Raw genomic sequence first — 15,009 nt, 5'->3', positions numbered from 1 at the left:
ACTCGCTGGTCGAAAACTTCAGAACGTCTGGCCGAATCGAGCTTAAGAAAGCCCCTCTTCCGAGGGCCCCCCCGCGGCTACGCATTTCAGCACTGACGGGTGTGGCGAAGGGCGAGCCACTGCTGCCCACCGCACGCAAAGGAGTATTCCCCACGAAAAGGGCGAAGTCAAGCCAAGTTTGTGCAAATCCGGCCCCCCCGACCGTGGGACACCGGTAAAAAGCGGCTAAGTGTCGGCCCTATCGCCACGGCGCCGGCGCCGCAGCGATGTGGATAATCGTCAAAATCTCCCCAAAGTGAACACCACGGAGATGACGATGAGCAACGCAGCTAGATATTGCGTGACACCGCGCCCCGGTCGAACACAAGGACGTTTTCGATGCCCTCTCGCTTATACGTATCCGCCGCCATGTTGGTTTTGGCGCTGACGGCGACCGCCTCCGCCCAACAGGGTGTGGCATGGCGATCCGACCTTGCCGCCGCTCAGCAAGAGGCTCGCAGCAGCGGCCGCTTGGTGCTCATGCACTTCTGGACCGAAAGCTGCGGCCCGTGCAAGCGGCTCGACGCGATGGTGTTCAACCAGCCCAACGTGGGCGCCGCGATCGAGTCGCGCTACGTGCCGGTGAAGCTCAACGCCAACGAGTCGGCCGAGATCGCCCTGAAGATGGGCGTCACACGCGTGCCGACCGACATCGTCGCTACGGCCGATGGCCAAGTGGTCGAGCGGCTCATCAGCCCCGCGACGCCGATGGATTACATCGGCAAGATGACGCAACTCGCCGCCGCCCACAGCAGCCGACCGGGCGGCGCCTTCGACCAAGCCGCGGCCGCAGCGCCGCAGGCTTCTCAGTTGGCCCCGGCGGTCGCCAACTCGGCTTACGCCAACCTCAGCCTCAGCAACAGCGACATGCAAACCACCGCCGGCGCAATCGCCAGGGCGACCGGGTCGCCCGCCGCGGCCGCCTACACAAACCAACCGACGGCGAATCCCGGCGGCGGAAGCCGCTACGCCGGCGTGGCGGCAGAGACTTCGTCGCCCTACGCCTCGCGTCCCGCCGCGCCCGCTGCGGCGAGCGCTGCGCCAGTCGCCCCGCCCGTTGCGGCGGCGCCCCCCGCGAGCAATCCATACTTCCAGGCGGCCACGCAGGCGCAAGCACCCGCCGTGCAGCCGCCCGCCGTGCAGCAAGTCGCCGCCCAAAAAACGACGCCGAGTGTCGAACCTCAATTCGGTTTCGATGGCTACTGCCCGGTGACGATGAAGCAGCAGTGGCGTTGGGTGAAAGGCGACCCGCAGTGGGGCGCCGTGCACCGCGGCAGCACCTACTTGTTCACCGGCCAAGAGCAACGCGACGAGTTCCTCCGCGATCCGGACGCCTACAGCCCGGTGCTCTCGGGCGTCGACCCGGTGGTGGCGCTGGAGCAGCAACGCAGCGTGCCGGGCAAGCGGGCGTTCGCGTTGGAGTACGGCGGCAACTTCTACCTGTTCTCCAGCGAAGAGACGCTGAGCAGGTTCTGGGCAGACGCCGACCGCTACGCCAACGGCGTGCGGGCGGCGATGAACCCCGCCGGCGGCGGACGCCTGGTCCGCTGAGCGGTGAGGCGTGGCGTATCGCTCACTCGTCCTTGATGCTGCGTTGCAGCTGGATGACCTGAGCGCGAACCTCTTCGAGGCCCGGGTTGAGCCGCAGCGCGCGGCGGAACGATTCAAGGGCGGCGACGGGGTTGTCTTGCAACAGGTAGCACTGGCCCATGCCCGCCGCCGCCGTGAAGTGGTAAGCGTTGATCTCGAGCGCCTGATGGCAGTCGCGGATCGCCGCCTCGTATTGGCCCTGGTGGTAGTACGCCGTGCCGCGCTGGCACCACGCCTCGGCGATCCAGGGCGATTCGTGGATCAGCTCCGTGGCGAGCCGAACCGCGTCTTCGTGTCGCTTCGTGTGGTTCATCCGCACCACGTTGCGAAGGGTGAGCCGCTGCTCACGGCTTCCCACACGCCGCCACAGCTCGATGATGCTGTTCTCAGCGATCGCACGCACGCCGCGGTCGCGGTCGGTCAGCGCCCGGCCGACCACCGTGTTCGACGAGTAGTCGCCCATGTAGCCGATCGCCAGCACCGCCGCGCGGCGGGCCGTGCGGTCGCCAACACACGCCAGCCGCTCGAGCGTCGTGCAGGTGTAACGCTGCGCGACCTGCTTGATGTACTCGGCCGAATCCTGGTCGTCCAAGTAGCGCTCGTAGCAGCGCACGATGGCCGGGAGGCGAGTGGTCGGGTCTTCCATAGTTGCGGCTCGGGGGGTGATCCAACAGCGGCGTTTGAGGGCCTGACGCGGCGCCGCACTCAAGGGCGCTCTGGCGTCGACTCTCTAACCCGAGTGTAATCAGACCTGCGAACCGCACAACGAAAAAGCGAGCGGGACGATCGCGCCAAACCCCTTTATTTCCCGACGAATTCTGCTTGACGTATGCGCGCGACCGATTATGCCCGCCCGCCGCGACGCGCCTTGCTCGGCGCCGTCGCGCTGCTGTCGATGGCGGCGGTGGCGGCGGGTGATCCCGGCGAACCGGCAGCCGACGTCAGCCCGCGGCGCGAGGCCAGCGACGCGTTGCGGGCAAAACTCGCAACGCCGCTGCAACTCAATTCGGCGGGCGAGGCCGAGTTGCGGAAGACGCTCGCGCAACTCGCTCGTGCGGTCGACGCGGAGCTGTTCGTCGACCGCCGCATTGATCCGACCACGCGCATCCGTTTATCCGTAGGAGAGACTTCCTTCGGGCAGGTGCTCGACCTCCTCGCCGAGCAAGCGGGCGCCGAGTGGGCAGCCGCGGGCGATTTGATTTACGTCGGACCGCCCGGAACGCGCCAGGGGTTGCCTGTGGCGCTCCGCGACGCGCGGCGACGCGTCGCCAAGCTCAACGGCCGGTCTCGCAGAGCGTGGCGCGCAAAGCGGGCCATCGACTGGGAGCGACTCGCTACGCCCCGCGCGCTCGTCGAGCGGACCGTCGCGCAGGCGGGGTGGCGGCTCGATGACGCCGACGCCGTCCCCCACGACCTGTGGCCCGCGGGCGCGACGCCGGAGATGCCGCTCGGCGAGCGGATGACCGTGCTGCTCTACGGCTTTGGCCTCGATTGGCGGCCCGAGCAGCGGGGCAGGACGGTGGCGATCGTCCCACGCTGAGCGTTTGCGGCCGATCGGCGCGAGACCGGCGGCTACGCGTTCTCATAAAAAAAGACGCTCCCGTTGGGAGCGTCTTGTGGGTGATTCGTTTCCGCTTCGTGCGGCGCTCAGCAGCCGTGCTTGTCGAGCTTCTCGCGGAGCGAGTCGGCGGTGAACGGCTTGACCAGGTAATCGGACACACCTGCCTGGATCGCCTCGAGCATACGCGACTTTTCGGCCGCGGTCGTGACCATGATGATCGTCACGTTGGGGTCTTGCTCGCGAACCTCCTGGATCAACTCCAGGCCATTCTTGCGCGGCATGTTCCAGTCGGTGAGCACGAGGTCGAACTCGCCCGGCTTGAAGATGCCGATCGCCTCTTCGCCGTCGATCGCCTCGATGGCGCCCGGCACGCCGACATCGTTCAAAGAGCGGACGATGATCTTACGCATCGTGCTCGAGTCGTCGACAACAAGGACCCTGGAGCTCATCGATGCTTCGTTTCTTAAAGAGGGGGACCGCCCAAGTGGTGTGGGGGCGTGCCGGCGGAGGGGGGCGCTTTCCCACTGGGCTTTGGCAGCCAGCGGGACGCGAATCGCACGGGGGGACGCGGACGCAGAAACCTAGGCCACGAGGGGCGGCTGTCAAACAAGCCTGCCGGCGCCGTGGCGGGGGCAGCGAAGTGCGCTAACCCCTACAGACGTTCCAAGAGGCCGTAGCCGATCGGCTACGAGCGTCAGAGCAACGCTCGGGTCAGAAGAACGAGCGAGTCTTCGGCTGCCGCCGGGTAGCCGGCGCTCAAAAAGTAGCCAAACGCTCCTTCGCCAACCGCTGATCAGCTAGGCGCTCATCAGCGATCCGAGCTGATCTCGGATCGCGCTTTCGATCGCGCCCTTGAACATGGCGGCGGTGATCGGCAGATCGCCTTTGACGTGGAGTTTGTTCTCTTCCACGGTGAGTGTGCCCGCCACGCGGTACATGCCCATCACCTTGAAGCCGAAATCGAGCTCGTTGTCGCGCCACGTCTGCTCGACATCGGTGATTTGGCCGCCGTGCTTCTCGGTAAGCTGCTGCGAGAACCCCATCAGCCGTTCTTTGGCGCCTTCGGCGCTGAGCGGGTGGGGGATATCCAGATCGATCTTGGGCAAGGTAAACGCCTGAGAAGAAAGGGCGGGCGGCTGGGGGGCGGACCGAAACGGTCGGCCGGATTGGGCGGACCCGGGAGACCGGGCCTAGCCAATCATAACTCACACGGGGAGCGGGGCAGGGAGGGACGCGTCACGCCCGGCTATCGGCGCCGTCGAGCGAGTCGAGGCCGGTGTTCTCGTAGTCGAGGCGGTCGCCGTTGTGCCACAGCGGGAGCCCGTTGCTGGCCCGCTGGGCGAGCACGCTGACCTTCTCTCCCGAGCCGGGGAAGGCGTCGGTCGAGTCGAACTCCTTGTCGTCCGGCTGAGGCTCGAAGTCCCAAATGCCCTCGCGGACGGCGTCAATCACGCTCTTGTTCATCGTGCTTCGCTCCTGGCTGGGGCCGCCTGGCGGAAGGATTGCCGACGGCGGGCTTGGGCGTCGCCGAAACGGCGACACCCGACGCTTGGGCCCACGGGCCTCTACGCACTGAGCCTCGACGCGGCGGTCTCCTCAAGGGGTCGTCTTGGCGGGCGGGACGGGGCCACAGCAATACCGTGGAAACCACCTCCTTGGAATGCGCCAGAGCCGAGTATCGAGAATTGGTGCTAGCTGTCAAGTTTTTTCGGACGCCGCAAGGCTTTCCGGATGCTCGGCTTGGTTGGGTGAGCCTTCGGGTTTGACGATCAGGGAGAGTCGAGAGACCAGCGCGGCCGAGAGCGTCGCCTCGCGGTCGCCGTCGCAAGCGGCGCCCCGCACTCCCACCAAGGCCGCCCCTAGCCCCACGGCCCGGGCGACGCCGCTTTCGTCGAGCGAGCCGGCGAGCAGCAACGCGACGCCCTGCTCGCGCGCGGTCCGAGCGAGCAGGGCAATCCGCTTGGGCTCAAGGTGGGAGAACAAGTCGCCGCTTTGCTTGGCGTGGGTGTCGACGAGCATCCACGCGCCGCCCCAATCGGCCGTGAGGCGGAGCACTTCCTCGGGCGGCAGGCCGTCGCAGTCGCGCCAGTCGGCGTAGGCCGCCATCGCGAGGCGCCGACGGATCGAGTCGCTGGCGAACAACTCGCCGATTCTTTCAATCGCCGCGGGGTCGCACGCCGCTGCGGCCGTGCCGATCTTCGCCGCCCGCACACCAAGGCCCAGCGCGGTTCGCACCCGGCCGGGCGTGGCGTGGTCGACCGCTTCGCCGGCGGCGGCGGAGAGGGGCCGCTCTTCGCCGACCGCTTGGACGATGCGGCGCAGTTCGTCGTCGGCGACGGCGCCAAGTGCGCCGGCCGTAGGCTCTTTGGCGTCGACCCAGTCGGCGCCGCCGCGGATCGCGTCGAGCGCTTCTTGGCGGCTGCGTACGCTCACCAACAACCCCGCGCGAGGGCTTCGCTCGTGAAGAGAGTCGGTCTCTGGCCCGTTGAGGGGCGCCGGCGATCGGTGGGCGTATTGCGGCATGAAGGGGCCTGCGGATTTCCCGGATGAACGGGTTGTAACGCGCCGCGGTGGATAACCGTGGCGGCTGAAAGTATCTCACCTAGGTCGCCCAACGTCACTGGCCGATAGTGCGGCCTAATCTTGGTGGTCGCGCGTCGCTCGGGCTGAGCCTGGTTGCTCGCCTCGCTGCCGACGCCAAGGCCACGTAGACGCCCAGCAACGTCGGGCTTATTCTTCTGCGAGCGCTCCAATGAGTGGGGCGCCGCGAAGTGCAAATACCTCAGGCGGTTAACGAGAATGACTGATTCAACGAACGTCGAACACCATCCGGCGACAAGCAGCGGCCCGGTGCTCGCAGCGATCTTGGTTGTGCTGGTGCTTTACGCCGTAAGCCTTGCAATGGGCTTGCCGCAACAGGGGACCGAAGCGGTGGTCGCCGGCCACGCCGCCCATCACGACGAGCATTCTGAGCACGCGGATGGCGAACACGCTGAGGGCGAACATGCTGAAGGAGAGCACGCTGAGGGAGAGCATGCCGAGGGAGAGCACGCTGAAGATGAGCATGCCGAGCCGCCACTGGCCGACCCTGAGCAAACGGTGGCCGATCATCCCTCGAACGCCCCGCCGATTTGGATGGTCGCCCCCTTCGCGTTGATGTTGGGCGCGATCGCGATCTTGCCGCTCATTCCCGCCACCGAGCATTGGTGGGAGTCGAACGCCAGCCGCTTCGCCGTGGCGTCGGCCTTGGCGATCCTCACGTTGGCCTACTACGGCGTGATGCACGAGGCGCCGGTCGAGGGCCACTGGCCCGCCCACCACGTGGTCGAGGCGAGCGAATCGGGGCTGAACCTCGACACGGTCGGCGCGATGGTCGCCAACGCGTTGTTCGCCGAGTACGTCCCCTTTATCGTCCTGCTGTTCAGCCTCTACACGATCTCGGGCGGCATCCGCATCGAGGGCGACCTGCAGGCCAACCCGATGACGAACGCCATCTTTATGGCGGCCGGCGGCATCTTGGCCAGCTTTATCGGGACCACCGGCGCCGCGATGCTGCTGATCCGTCCGCTGCTGGAGACCAACCAAGAACGCAAGCACGTCGTCCACACGGTCGTGTTCTTCATCTTTATCGTTTGCAACTGCGGCGGTTGCCTGTTGCCGATCGGCGACCCGCCGTTGTTCCTTGGCTACCTGCGCGGCGTCGACTTCTTCTGGACGTTGCAGCTGTGGCAGCCGTGGTTGATGTGCAACGGCATCTTGCTGGTGCTCTACCTCTTGGTGGACGAGCTGTTCTACTACCGCCGTGAGACCGAGGCGGACATCACACGCGACATCCACCACATCCGCCACTTGAAGTACAGCGGCGTGCTCGTGAACCTGCCGCTGCTGCTGGGCGTGGTGGCCGCGGTGGCGTTCCTCGACCCCTCGAAGGCGTTGCCCGGCACCGACTGGCACCCCTGGATGTACTTGCGTGAGATCGTGCAGATCGGGCTGGTCGGGGCGTCGTTGTGGCTCGGCAGCAAGGCGGTCCGCGAGGCCAACGGCTTCAACTACCACGCGATCCTCGAGGTGGCGGCGCTGTTCGTCGGCATCTTCATCTGCATGCAGCCCGCCCTGCAGATCCTCAACGAGCAGGGGCCGAAGCTCGGCATCGACGGGCCGCTGGCCTTCTACTGGATCACGGGCGGCCTCTCGAGCGTGCTCGACAACGCCCCGACCTACGTCGTGTTCTTCGAGACGGCCAAAACGCTCTCCCAGGTGCCGGGCGACGCGGTCGTCGCCGGGGTGAGCGAGTCGCGGCTGGTCGGCATCGCGCTGGGCGCCGTGTTCATGGGCGCCATGACCTACATCGGCAACGGGCCGAACTTTATGGTCAAGGCGATCGCCGAGAAGTCGGGCGTCAAGATGCCCAGCTTCTTCGGGTACATGCTCTACAGCTGCTGTTTCCTGCTGCCGGTGCTCGCCCTGGTGGGCTGGCGGATGGTCGGCTGAGCGGGAGGCTGTGAGTGAGACCGCCCTGTCGGGGGGCGGCCGTGCGCTCTAAACTCGGGCTTTCCCCGAGAATCGAGCCCCGAGCACGCCCCCCGTGTCGCACCTGTCGATCCACACCCCCGCTGAACTCGCCGACTACTGCGAGCGGCTCAAAGACTGCGACCGGATCGGCTTCGACACGGAGTTCGTTTCCGAAGACACCTTCCGGCCGCAGCTCTGCCTGGTGCAGGTGGTCTCGAAGGAGGGGATGGCGGTCATCGACCCGCTCGACGTGCCGGACCTCACGCCCTTTTGGCGGGTGCTGAGCGAGGGCTCGCACGTGACGATCGCCCACGCGGCGCGCGAGGAGATCAACTTCTGCCTGCAGGCGGTCGACAAGCCGCCTGTCAATCTGTTCGACACCCAGATCGCCGCGGCGTTCTGCGGCACGGAGTACCCGGCGGCGTACGCCTCGGTGGTGACCAAGCACCTGAAGATCCGCGTCCAGAAGGGCGAGCAGCGGACCGACTGGCGCCGACGGCCGCTCTCCAATGATCAGATCAACTACGCCCTGGAAGACGTGCGGCACCTGTTCCCGTTGCACGACAAGATCATGGGCCGGCTCGAGAAACGGGGCCGCGCCGAGTGGCTGGCCGAAGAGACCGAGTCCTTCGTCCACGAGGTGACCGAGGCCCGCACGCGGGAGCGTTGGCGCAAGGTGTCCGGCGTGGGCAACCTGCCGCCGCGCAGCTTGGCGATCGTCCGCGAGGTGTGGCGCTGGCGCCAGCAAGAGGCCGAGCGCCGCGACCTGCCCCCCAAACGCGTGTTGCGCGACGACCTAATTGTCGAGCTCGCGAAGAAAAAAGACTCGCGTGTCGAGAAGCTGCGGGCGATCCGCGGCATGCAGCACGGGCAGCTGAAGCGGTCGACCGAAGACATCGCCCACGCCGTCCAATTGGGGCTCGACGCCGACCTGGACGGCATCACCGGCCCGCGTCGTAAGCCGCCCCCGCCGCAACTCAACCTGCTGGGCCAGTTCCTGGCTCCTGCGATCACGAGCCTCTGTCGGCGCGCCGACGTGGCGGCGAGCCTCGCCTGCACCGCGACCGACCTGCGCACGCTGATCAGCGACCGCCTCGGCTACAGCAGCAAGCACGATGACCCCCCATCGCTCGCCTCCGGCTGGCGCGCGGAGCTGGTGGGCAATCTGATCAACGACCTGCTGGCGGGTAAGAAATCGATCCGCATCGGCAACCCCAAGAGCGAAGAGCCGCTCGAATTCGACAGTGTCGAATAGACCGTGTCGAATAGCCTGAGTGCGGGTCGAACAGTGCTCGCCTCGTGAAATGCCCATCGGCGTCGATTCTTGCCGCAGCGGGTCCCTGGGGCTTGAGGTGGGGGCCGAAACGCGGTTCCCCGGGGCCCAGGGAGGCCCTTTTGGCTCCGCTGCCCGGTTTTGCCTCCCGAGTCGCGCCGGACTAGAGTGTAAGTCGAGGCCCATTGCCCCGATCTCTCTGCTTCGTTCCCTCTTCCTTGGCTCGGCCGTGTCTCTTTTCGGCGAAGAATCGCTACCCTTTGACTCGTCGCGGTTTTCGGGCGTCGCGCGGGTCTTCCCGTTGCCGGACCTGGTGCTGTTCCCCCACATCGTGCAGCCGCTGCACGTGTTCGAGAGCCGCTACCGCGAGATGGCCGAAGAGGCCGTGGCGGGCGACGGGCTGATCGCCATGGCGACGCTCAGCCCCGGTTGGGAGCACGACTACGAGAGCCGCCCGCCGGTCGAAACGTTCGGCTGCCTGGGCAGGATCGTCACCCACCACCGCTTTGAAGACGGCCGCTACAACCTGCTGCTCTTGGGGCTGCGGCGCGTTCGGTTTGGCGCCGAGATCGACCCGCCCCGTTCGTTCCGTCGGGCGCGGGTCGAGCTGATTGACGATCTCGAGCCAACGCTCGCGTCGTGCGATTGCAAAGCCTTGCGAGACCGGGTGACCTGGGCGCTCAAGCAAAACTTGCCGCACGGCGAGCCGCCCGAGATGCTCCAAACCGCGTTGGACGAAGCGTTGCCGCTCGGCGTGTTATGCGACTTGGCGGCTTACACCTTGCCGATCGCTCGCTCGGAGCGTCAGCGGCTGCTCGGCGAGGCCGACGTGCTGCAACGCACCGAGCGGCTGCTCTCGTTGATCGAGACCGGCCCCGCAGCGGCCGAATCTCCGCTCGCCGCTGGCTCGTCTCCTTACCCGCCCCGCTTCAGCAAGAACTGAAGCGTCGTCTACTGGTCGCTGCATTCGTCCGCTCGAACGCGACGACTTGCGAGACGCGGCTACGTTGCGGGGCCGTTGGGGTGTACGATAGGGGCATCACGCGGCGCCGGCCGCAAGGCCCCCGCTCTCCGTCCCGCCTCGGCATGGATTCTGAACGCCAGCGCATCGAGGAAGACCTCCGCGGCTTGATCGCCGGTGAGGTGCGTTGCGACGACCTGTTCCTGCAGCTCTACGCCTGCGACGCGAGTCTCTACGAGATCCGCCCCACGGCGGTAGTGCTGCCGCGCGGCACGGCCGACGTGTCAGCGGTGCTGCGCTACTGCACCCAGAACAAGCTGCCGGTCCACGCCCGCGGCTCGGGCACGGGCCTAGCGGGGGGGGCGGTCGGGTCTGGCGTTGTGATCGATTTCTCGCGCTACATGCACCGCGTGGTTTCGTTGGGCGACGGCGAGGCGACCGTGCAGGCGGGCGTGGTGCTCGACGACCTGAACAAACGGCTGGCGGCCACGGGGCGGGTGTTCGGGCCCGACCCGGCGATGTCGAACGTCACGACACTCGGCGGCATGGCGGCGGTCGACGCGAGCGGCAGCCACCGGCTCATCTACGGCTCGGTCCGCGACCACGTGCGTTCGATGCGCGTGGTGCTCTCCGACGGGCAGCAGAGGACGCTCGGTTCCCCACCGGCCGGCGGAGCGAGCGAGCCGACCGACGAGCCGCTGGCGATCGAGACCCTGTTGGGCGATTTGCTCCGCGAGCGCAGGCCGGTGATCGAGGAGCACGCCCCCAAGTGCCCCGTGAACGGCAGCGGCTACGCCTTGGAGAGGGCGATGGCGACCGACCCGATCGACCTCGCCCAGTTGGTCGTCGGCAGCGAGGGGACGCTGGCCCTGATCACCGAGCTGACGCTCGCCACGCTGCCGTTGCCCGCCTACAAGCACACGGCGCTGCTGTTGTTCGACAGCCTCGACAAGGCGGCCCGCGCGTCGCTCGAGATCGCCGCGCTGGGGCCCAGCGCGTGCGACCTGATGGACCGCCGCCACTTGGGCCTGGCGCGCGACACCGACCCACGCTACGAGGTCATGCTGCCCGGCGCCGCCGAGGCGGTGCTGCTCGTCGAGGCCCAGGGCGACAGCGAGCGGGAGGTGCGCGACCGACTGGCCGAGATGATCGCCCGCGTGAGCGACGTCGAGCGGCTCGCGGCCGGCGCCTTCCTCGCCGAGAGCCAAGAGGAGCAGCGGCTCTTCAAGCGGCTGGCCGGACGATTCACGCCCACGCTGCACCGCTTGAAGGGCAACCGCCGGGCGGTCTCGGGTGTTGAGGACATCGCGGTGCCCCCCGCCGCGCTGCCGCTTTTCTTCCGCCATATGCAAGAGGCGCTCAAGCGGCGGCAGGTCACCGCCTCGCTCTTCGGCCACGCCGGCCACGGGCAGCTGCACATCCGGCCGCTTTTGGACCTCTCGAACCCGGTCGACCACCGCAAGCTCGAGACGCTGGCCAGCGACCTGTACGACAAGGTCTGGCTGCTGGGCGGCACGGTGAGCGGCGAGCACGGCGACGGCCTCAGCCGCACGCCGTTCAGCTCGCGCCAGCACGGGCCGCTCGTGAACGTCTTTCGCGAGGTCAAGCGGCTGTGGGACCCGTTGGGGCTGCTGAACCCGGGCAAGATCGTGCCGCAACCGGGCGCCCGCATGACGCACAACCTGCGGCTGGTCTCGCCCGTCTACGGCGGCGACCAGGGCGAAGGGCAGGGCCCCCCCAAGGGGGCGCTCAAGCCCTCCGCCGCCAAGAGCGACCCGGTCGACTTGCAGCTCGCCTGGGGCGTCGAGGAAGCCGCCTACGCCGCCCGCAACTGCAACGGCTGCGGCGCCTGTCGCACGACGGATGAAGACACTCGCATGTGCCCCATCTTCCGCTACACGCCGCGCGAGGAGGCGTCGCCCCGCGCCAAGGCGAACCTCATGCGGGCTGTGCTCACCGGCGCGCTGCCCCCCGAGGAGATGTTCAAGGACGAGACCAAGAGCGTCGCCGACCTCTGCGTCCATTGCCACATGTGCCGCGTCGAGTGTCCGGCGCAGGTCAACATCCCGCGGCTGATGGTCGAGGCCAAGGCCGAGTTCATCAAGACCAACGGCCAGCGGTTCGACGAGTGGTGGTCGACGCGGCTCGACTTGGTCACTGCGTTCCTGTCGCGCACGCCTTGGCTGGCGAACGCCGCGCTCGGCGACCCGCGCGTCCGCTGGCTGCTGGAGAAGACGACCGGCCTGGCCCAGGGCCGCAAGCTCCCCAAGATGAACCGCCGGCCTTACCTGCGCGAGGCGGCGTCGCGACGGCTCCACCGGGCGAGCGCCAAGGACAAGCCGCTCAAGCTGCTCTACTTTGTCGACACCTACGCCAACCACTGGGACCGCCAGCTCGCCCGCGCGTTCGAGCTCGTGCTCGGGCGCCACGACGCCGACTTCTACGTCCCCAGCGAGCAGTCGCAGAGCGGCATGGCGCTCATCGCCCACGGCGCGCTCGACAGCGCCCGCCGGGTGGCCGAACGCAACATCTCTCTGCTGGCCGAGGCGATCCGCCAGGGCTACACCGTCGTGGCGACCGAGCCGGCCGCCGTGCTCGCCCTGACGCACGAGTACCCGCAACTGCTGGCCGACGACGAAGACGCGGCCCTCGTGGCCGAGAACACGTTCGAGGCGTGCCACTTCCTCTGGCGGTTGCACCAACGCGGCGGGCTGAAGCTCGACTTCAAGCCGCTGCCGATGACCGTCGGCTACCACGTGCCGTGCCACCTCAAGGCGCTCGAGATCGGGGCCCCGGCCGAGAACCTCATGCGGCTGATCCCCGACCTGCGTGTCACGCGGCTCGAGAAGGGCTGCAGCGGCATGGCGGGGGCATACGGCTTGCAGCGAAAGAATTACCGCCGCAGCCTGCGGGCCGGCCTGCCGTTGCTCTCGACGCTCCGCTCGGGCGCGTTCCAGGTCGGCGCCACCGAGTGCGGCGCGTGCAAGACGCAGATGCAGCAAGGCTCGTCGATGCCGACACTCCATCCGATCAAGCTGCTGGCGCTCAGCTACGGGCTGATGCCTAAGCTGGCGGCCGAACTGCAAGTGCTCGCGTCGACGGACTCCGACACGAGAGAGCCCGCCGCTGCCGAGGCCCCTTGAGGGAGTCCCACGCAACGGAGGCCCCCGCCTCAGGAACCCACGCCATGAAGATTCGCGTGCTGCTCTTCGCCGGCGCCCGTGAGGCGGCGGGCGCCGACTCGATCGACGTCGAACTCGCCGACAACGCCGTTGTGGGCGACGTGCGGCGGGCGATCGCCGATCAAACGCCGCAGCTCGCGTCGCTGGCCGAGCGTTCTCGCATCTCGGTCGGCGCCGCCTACGCCACCGACAGCGATCCCGCCCCGCCCGACGCCGAGTTCGCCCTGATCCCGCCGGTGAGCGGCGGGTAGAATGCGGCGGGGGGAATTGCAAACTGCAAATTGGTGATTGCAAATTGAGAGGGCCCCCCGACAATTTTCAATTTGCACTAATCAATTTGCAATTTGCAATCACTCCCGCGTCATGCCCGAGCTAACCCACACCCCGATCGACACCACCGCAATGCTCGCCCGCGCCCAAAGCGCAACGGCCGGCGCGGTGGTGCTGTTCGTCGGCGTCACGCGTGAGTTCACAGGCGATCGCCAGACGCAGCAGCTCGATTACGAGGCGTACGCCGAGATGGCTCTCGCCGAATTGGGGCGTCTTGAGGCCGAGGCGACCGAGCGCTGGGGCCTCGCCGCTTGCGAGGTGATCCACCGCCTCGGCCGTGTGCCGCTCGCCGAGGCGAGCGTGGCGGTCGTCGCCGCCTCGCCCCACCGCAGCGAGGCGTTCGAGGCCGCTCGCTGGTTGATCGACACGCTCAAGGAGCAGGCGCCGATCTGGAAACGCGAGACCTACGCCGACGGCGCGACAGAGTGGTTGCACCCCGACCCTTCGGCCGCCGCGTCAGGGGGGGAGCCATGAGCCGCTCCGAGACGAACGCGCCGCTCGTCGACCGCTTCGGCCGCACGCACACGAGCATGCGTTTGAGCGTCACCGACCGCTGCAACCTGCGTTGTCAGTACTGCATGCCGGACGGCCCGCTCAAGTTCCTGCCGCGCGCCGAGGTGCTCACCTTTGAGGAGATCACCCGGCTGGTCGCCGTGGCGGCCACGATGGGCGTGCGAAAGCTTCGGCTCACCGGCGGCGAGCCCTTAGTGCGAAGCGAGCTGCCGCGACTGGTGACGATGCTGCGTACGATCGACGGCGTCGACGAGATCGCCCTGACGACCAACGCGTTGCTCTTGGCCGAGCAGGCCGAGCCGCTCCGTCGCGCGGGCCTCGACCGACTCAACGTGAGCCTCGACACGGTGCGCGACGAGCCGTTCCGCGAGATCTCGCGCCGCGACGGGCTCGGCCGCGTGCTGGCCGGACTCGAGGCGGCGGGCCGCGCCGGCTTTACGCGGATCCGCCTCAACGCGATCGCGATGCGCGGCTTCACCGAGGCCGAGGCCCCCCACCTCGCCCGTTTCGCCCGCGCGGGCGGCTACGAGCTCCGTTTCATCGAGTACATGCCGCTCGACGCCGACGGCGGTTGGCAGGCCGACCAAGTCCTCTCGGGCGCCGAGCTGCGTGAGCTGCTCGCCGCGGAGTTCGGCCCGCTCGAGCCCTCCGCGCGCCCCACGCCAAGCCAACCCGCGACCGACTACCGCTGGACCGATGTCGAGGGCCCCGGCGCCGTGGTTGGGTTTATCAACCCCGTGAGCGAACCGTTCTGCGACGCCTGCGACCGGCTGCGGTTGACGGCCGAGGGCCAGGTGCGCAACTGCCTCTTCTCCACCGAGGAGTGGGACGCCCGCGAGTTGCTGCGCAGCGGCGCCGACGACAACGCCCTGCGCCAGCTGCTGAGTGACTGCGTCGCCGCGAAGAAACGCGGCCACGGCATCGACGACGCCGAGTTCGTGCGGCCCGAGCGGGCGATGTATCAGATCGGCGGATAGGAAGAGGGAATGACGTAGCTCGAATGACGAATGACAAAAGCTCAGCCGGCAGGTTCGTCATTCGTGCTTCG

15 protein-coding genes are annotated in these 15,009 nt (G+C 67.8%); 9 read left to right on the top strand and 6 right to left on the bottom strand.

What is annotated here, in order from left to right; genetic code table 11:
• Window positions 1–378 precede the first annotated feature (378 nt).
• On the top strand, window positions 379–1,590 hold the full coding sequence (locus tag Mal64_RS04275; protein ID WP_146397385.1) for a thioredoxin family protein: 1,212 nt from the start codon (window positions 379–381) through the stop codon (window positions 1,588–1,590).
• 22 nt (window positions 1,591–1,612) lie between these two features.
• Here Mal64_RS04275 and Mal64_RS04270 read toward each other — a convergent pair whose 3' ends face one another.
• On the bottom strand, window positions 1,613–2,275 hold the full coding sequence (locus Mal64_RS04270; protein ID WP_146397383.1) for a tetratricopeptide repeat protein: 663 nt from the start codon (window positions 2,273–2,275) through the stop codon (window positions 1,613–1,615).
• 183 nt (window positions 2,276–2,458) lie between these two features.
• On the opposite strand from Mal64_RS04270, the gene Mal64_RS04265 reads away from it, so the two are divergent.
• Window positions 2,459–3,169: a hypothetical protein gene (locus tag Mal64_RS04265; RefSeq protein WP_146397381.1), complete on the top strand. Its 711-nt coding sequence runs from the start codon at window positions 2,459–2,461 to the stop codon at window positions 3,167–3,169.
• A 107-nt stretch (window positions 3,170–3,276) separates the two neighbouring features.
• Here the strand turns inward: Mal64_RS04265 and Mal64_RS04260 are convergent, their stop codons facing one another.
• The 5 genes from Mal64_RS04260 to Mal64_RS19650 all read right to left on the bottom strand — a co-directional run bounded on the left by Mal64_RS04260 (window position 3,277) and on the right by Mal64_RS19650 (window position 6,301).
• Window positions 3,277–3,639, bottom strand: coding sequence for a response regulator (locus Mal64_RS04260; protein WP_146397379.1), 363 nt, complete (start codon window positions 3,637–3,639; stop codon window positions 3,277–3,279).
• Window positions 3,640–3,987: 348 nt separating this feature from the next.
• The gene (locus Mal64_RS04255) at window positions 3,988–4,296 is read right to left on the bottom strand and encodes a polyhydroxyalkanoic acid system family protein (RefSeq protein WP_146397377.1); all 309 of its coding nucleotides are present in this window, start codon (window positions 4,294–4,296) and stop codon (window positions 3,988–3,990) included.
• A 130-nt stretch (window positions 4,297–4,426) separates the two neighbouring features.
• Window positions 4,427–4,654 (bottom strand): hypothetical protein, encoded by a 228-nt coding sequence (locus tag Mal64_RS04250; protein WP_146397375.1) that lies wholly within the window; start codon window positions 4,652–4,654, stop codon window positions 4,427–4,429.
• Window positions 4,655–4,888: 234 nt separating this feature from the next.
• Entirely contained in the window at window positions 4,889–5,623 is a 735-nt protein-coding gene (locus Mal64_RS04245) for a (5-formylfuran-3-yl)methyl phosphate synthase (RefSeq protein WP_197525438.1), read from the bottom strand.
• A 375-nt stretch (window positions 5,624–5,998) separates the two neighbouring features.
• Window positions 5,999–6,301, bottom strand: coding sequence for a hypothetical protein (locus Mal64_RS19650; protein WP_197525437.1), 303 nt, complete (start codon window positions 6,299–6,301; stop codon window positions 5,999–6,001).
• Here Mal64_RS19650 and Mal64_RS04235 point away from each other — a divergent pair.
• From Mal64_RS04235 to moaA, 7 genes are all read left to right on the top strand, one after another.
• On the top strand, window positions 6,290–7,681 hold the full coding sequence (locus Mal64_RS04235; RefSeq protein ID WP_197525436.1) for a sodium:proton antiporter: 1,392 nt from the start codon (window positions 6,290–6,292) through the stop codon (window positions 7,679–7,681). The two genes, Mal64_RS19650 and Mal64_RS04235, sit on opposite strands and share 12 nt — an antisense overlap.
• A gap of 94 nt (window positions 7,682–7,775) precedes the next feature.
• On the top strand, window positions 7,776–8,957 hold the full coding sequence (locus tag Mal64_RS04230; RefSeq protein WP_146397371.1) for a ribonuclease D: 1,182 nt from the start codon (window positions 7,776–7,778) through the stop codon (window positions 8,955–8,957).
• Window positions 8,958–9,204: 247 nt separating this feature from the next.
• Entirely contained in the window at window positions 9,205–9,918 is a 714-nt protein-coding gene (locus tag Mal64_RS04225; RefSeq protein ID WP_197525435.1) for an LON peptidase substrate-binding domain-containing protein, read from the top strand.
• A gap of 143 nt (window positions 9,919–10,061) precedes the next feature.
• On the top strand, window positions 10,062–13,079 hold the full coding sequence (locus tag Mal64_RS04220) for an FAD-binding oxidoreductase (RefSeq protein ID WP_146397367.1): 3,018 nt from the start codon (window positions 10,062–10,064) through the stop codon (window positions 13,077–13,079).
• A 44-nt stretch (window positions 13,080–13,123) separates the two neighbouring features.
• Complete coding sequence (locus tag Mal64_RS04215; RefSeq protein WP_146397365.1) at window positions 13,124–13,369, top strand: MoaD/ThiS family protein; 246 nt, start codon at window positions 13,124–13,126, stop codon at window positions 13,367–13,369.
• Between the two features lie 112 nt (window positions 13,370–13,481).
• Window positions 13,482–13,922 carry a molybdenum cofactor biosynthesis protein MoaE gene (locus Mal64_RS04210; RefSeq protein ID WP_146397363.1) on the top strand — a complete coding sequence of 147 codons (441 nt, stop codon included), beginning with the start codon at window positions 13,482–13,484 and terminating at the stop codon, window positions 13,920–13,922.
• On the top strand, window positions 13,919–14,938 hold the full coding sequence (gene moaA / locus Mal64_RS04205) for a GTP 3',8-cyclase MoaA (RefSeq protein ID WP_146397360.1): 1,020 nt from the start codon (window positions 13,919–13,921) through the stop codon (window positions 14,936–14,938). Before Mal64_RS04210 ends, moaA begins: the two co-directional genes overlap by 4 nt.
• Window positions 14,939–15,009 lie beyond the last annotated feature (71 nt).

The sequence above is a fragment of the Pseudobythopirellula maris genome (assembly GCF_007859945.1).
Taxonomy (GTDB): domain Bacteria; phylum Planctomycetota; class Planctomycetia; order Pirellulales; family Lacipirellulaceae; genus Pseudobythopirellula; species Pseudobythopirellula maris.
Note: the sequence above shows the minus strand (reverse complement) of the source record. Positions and strands in the feature narration are given on the sequence as shown.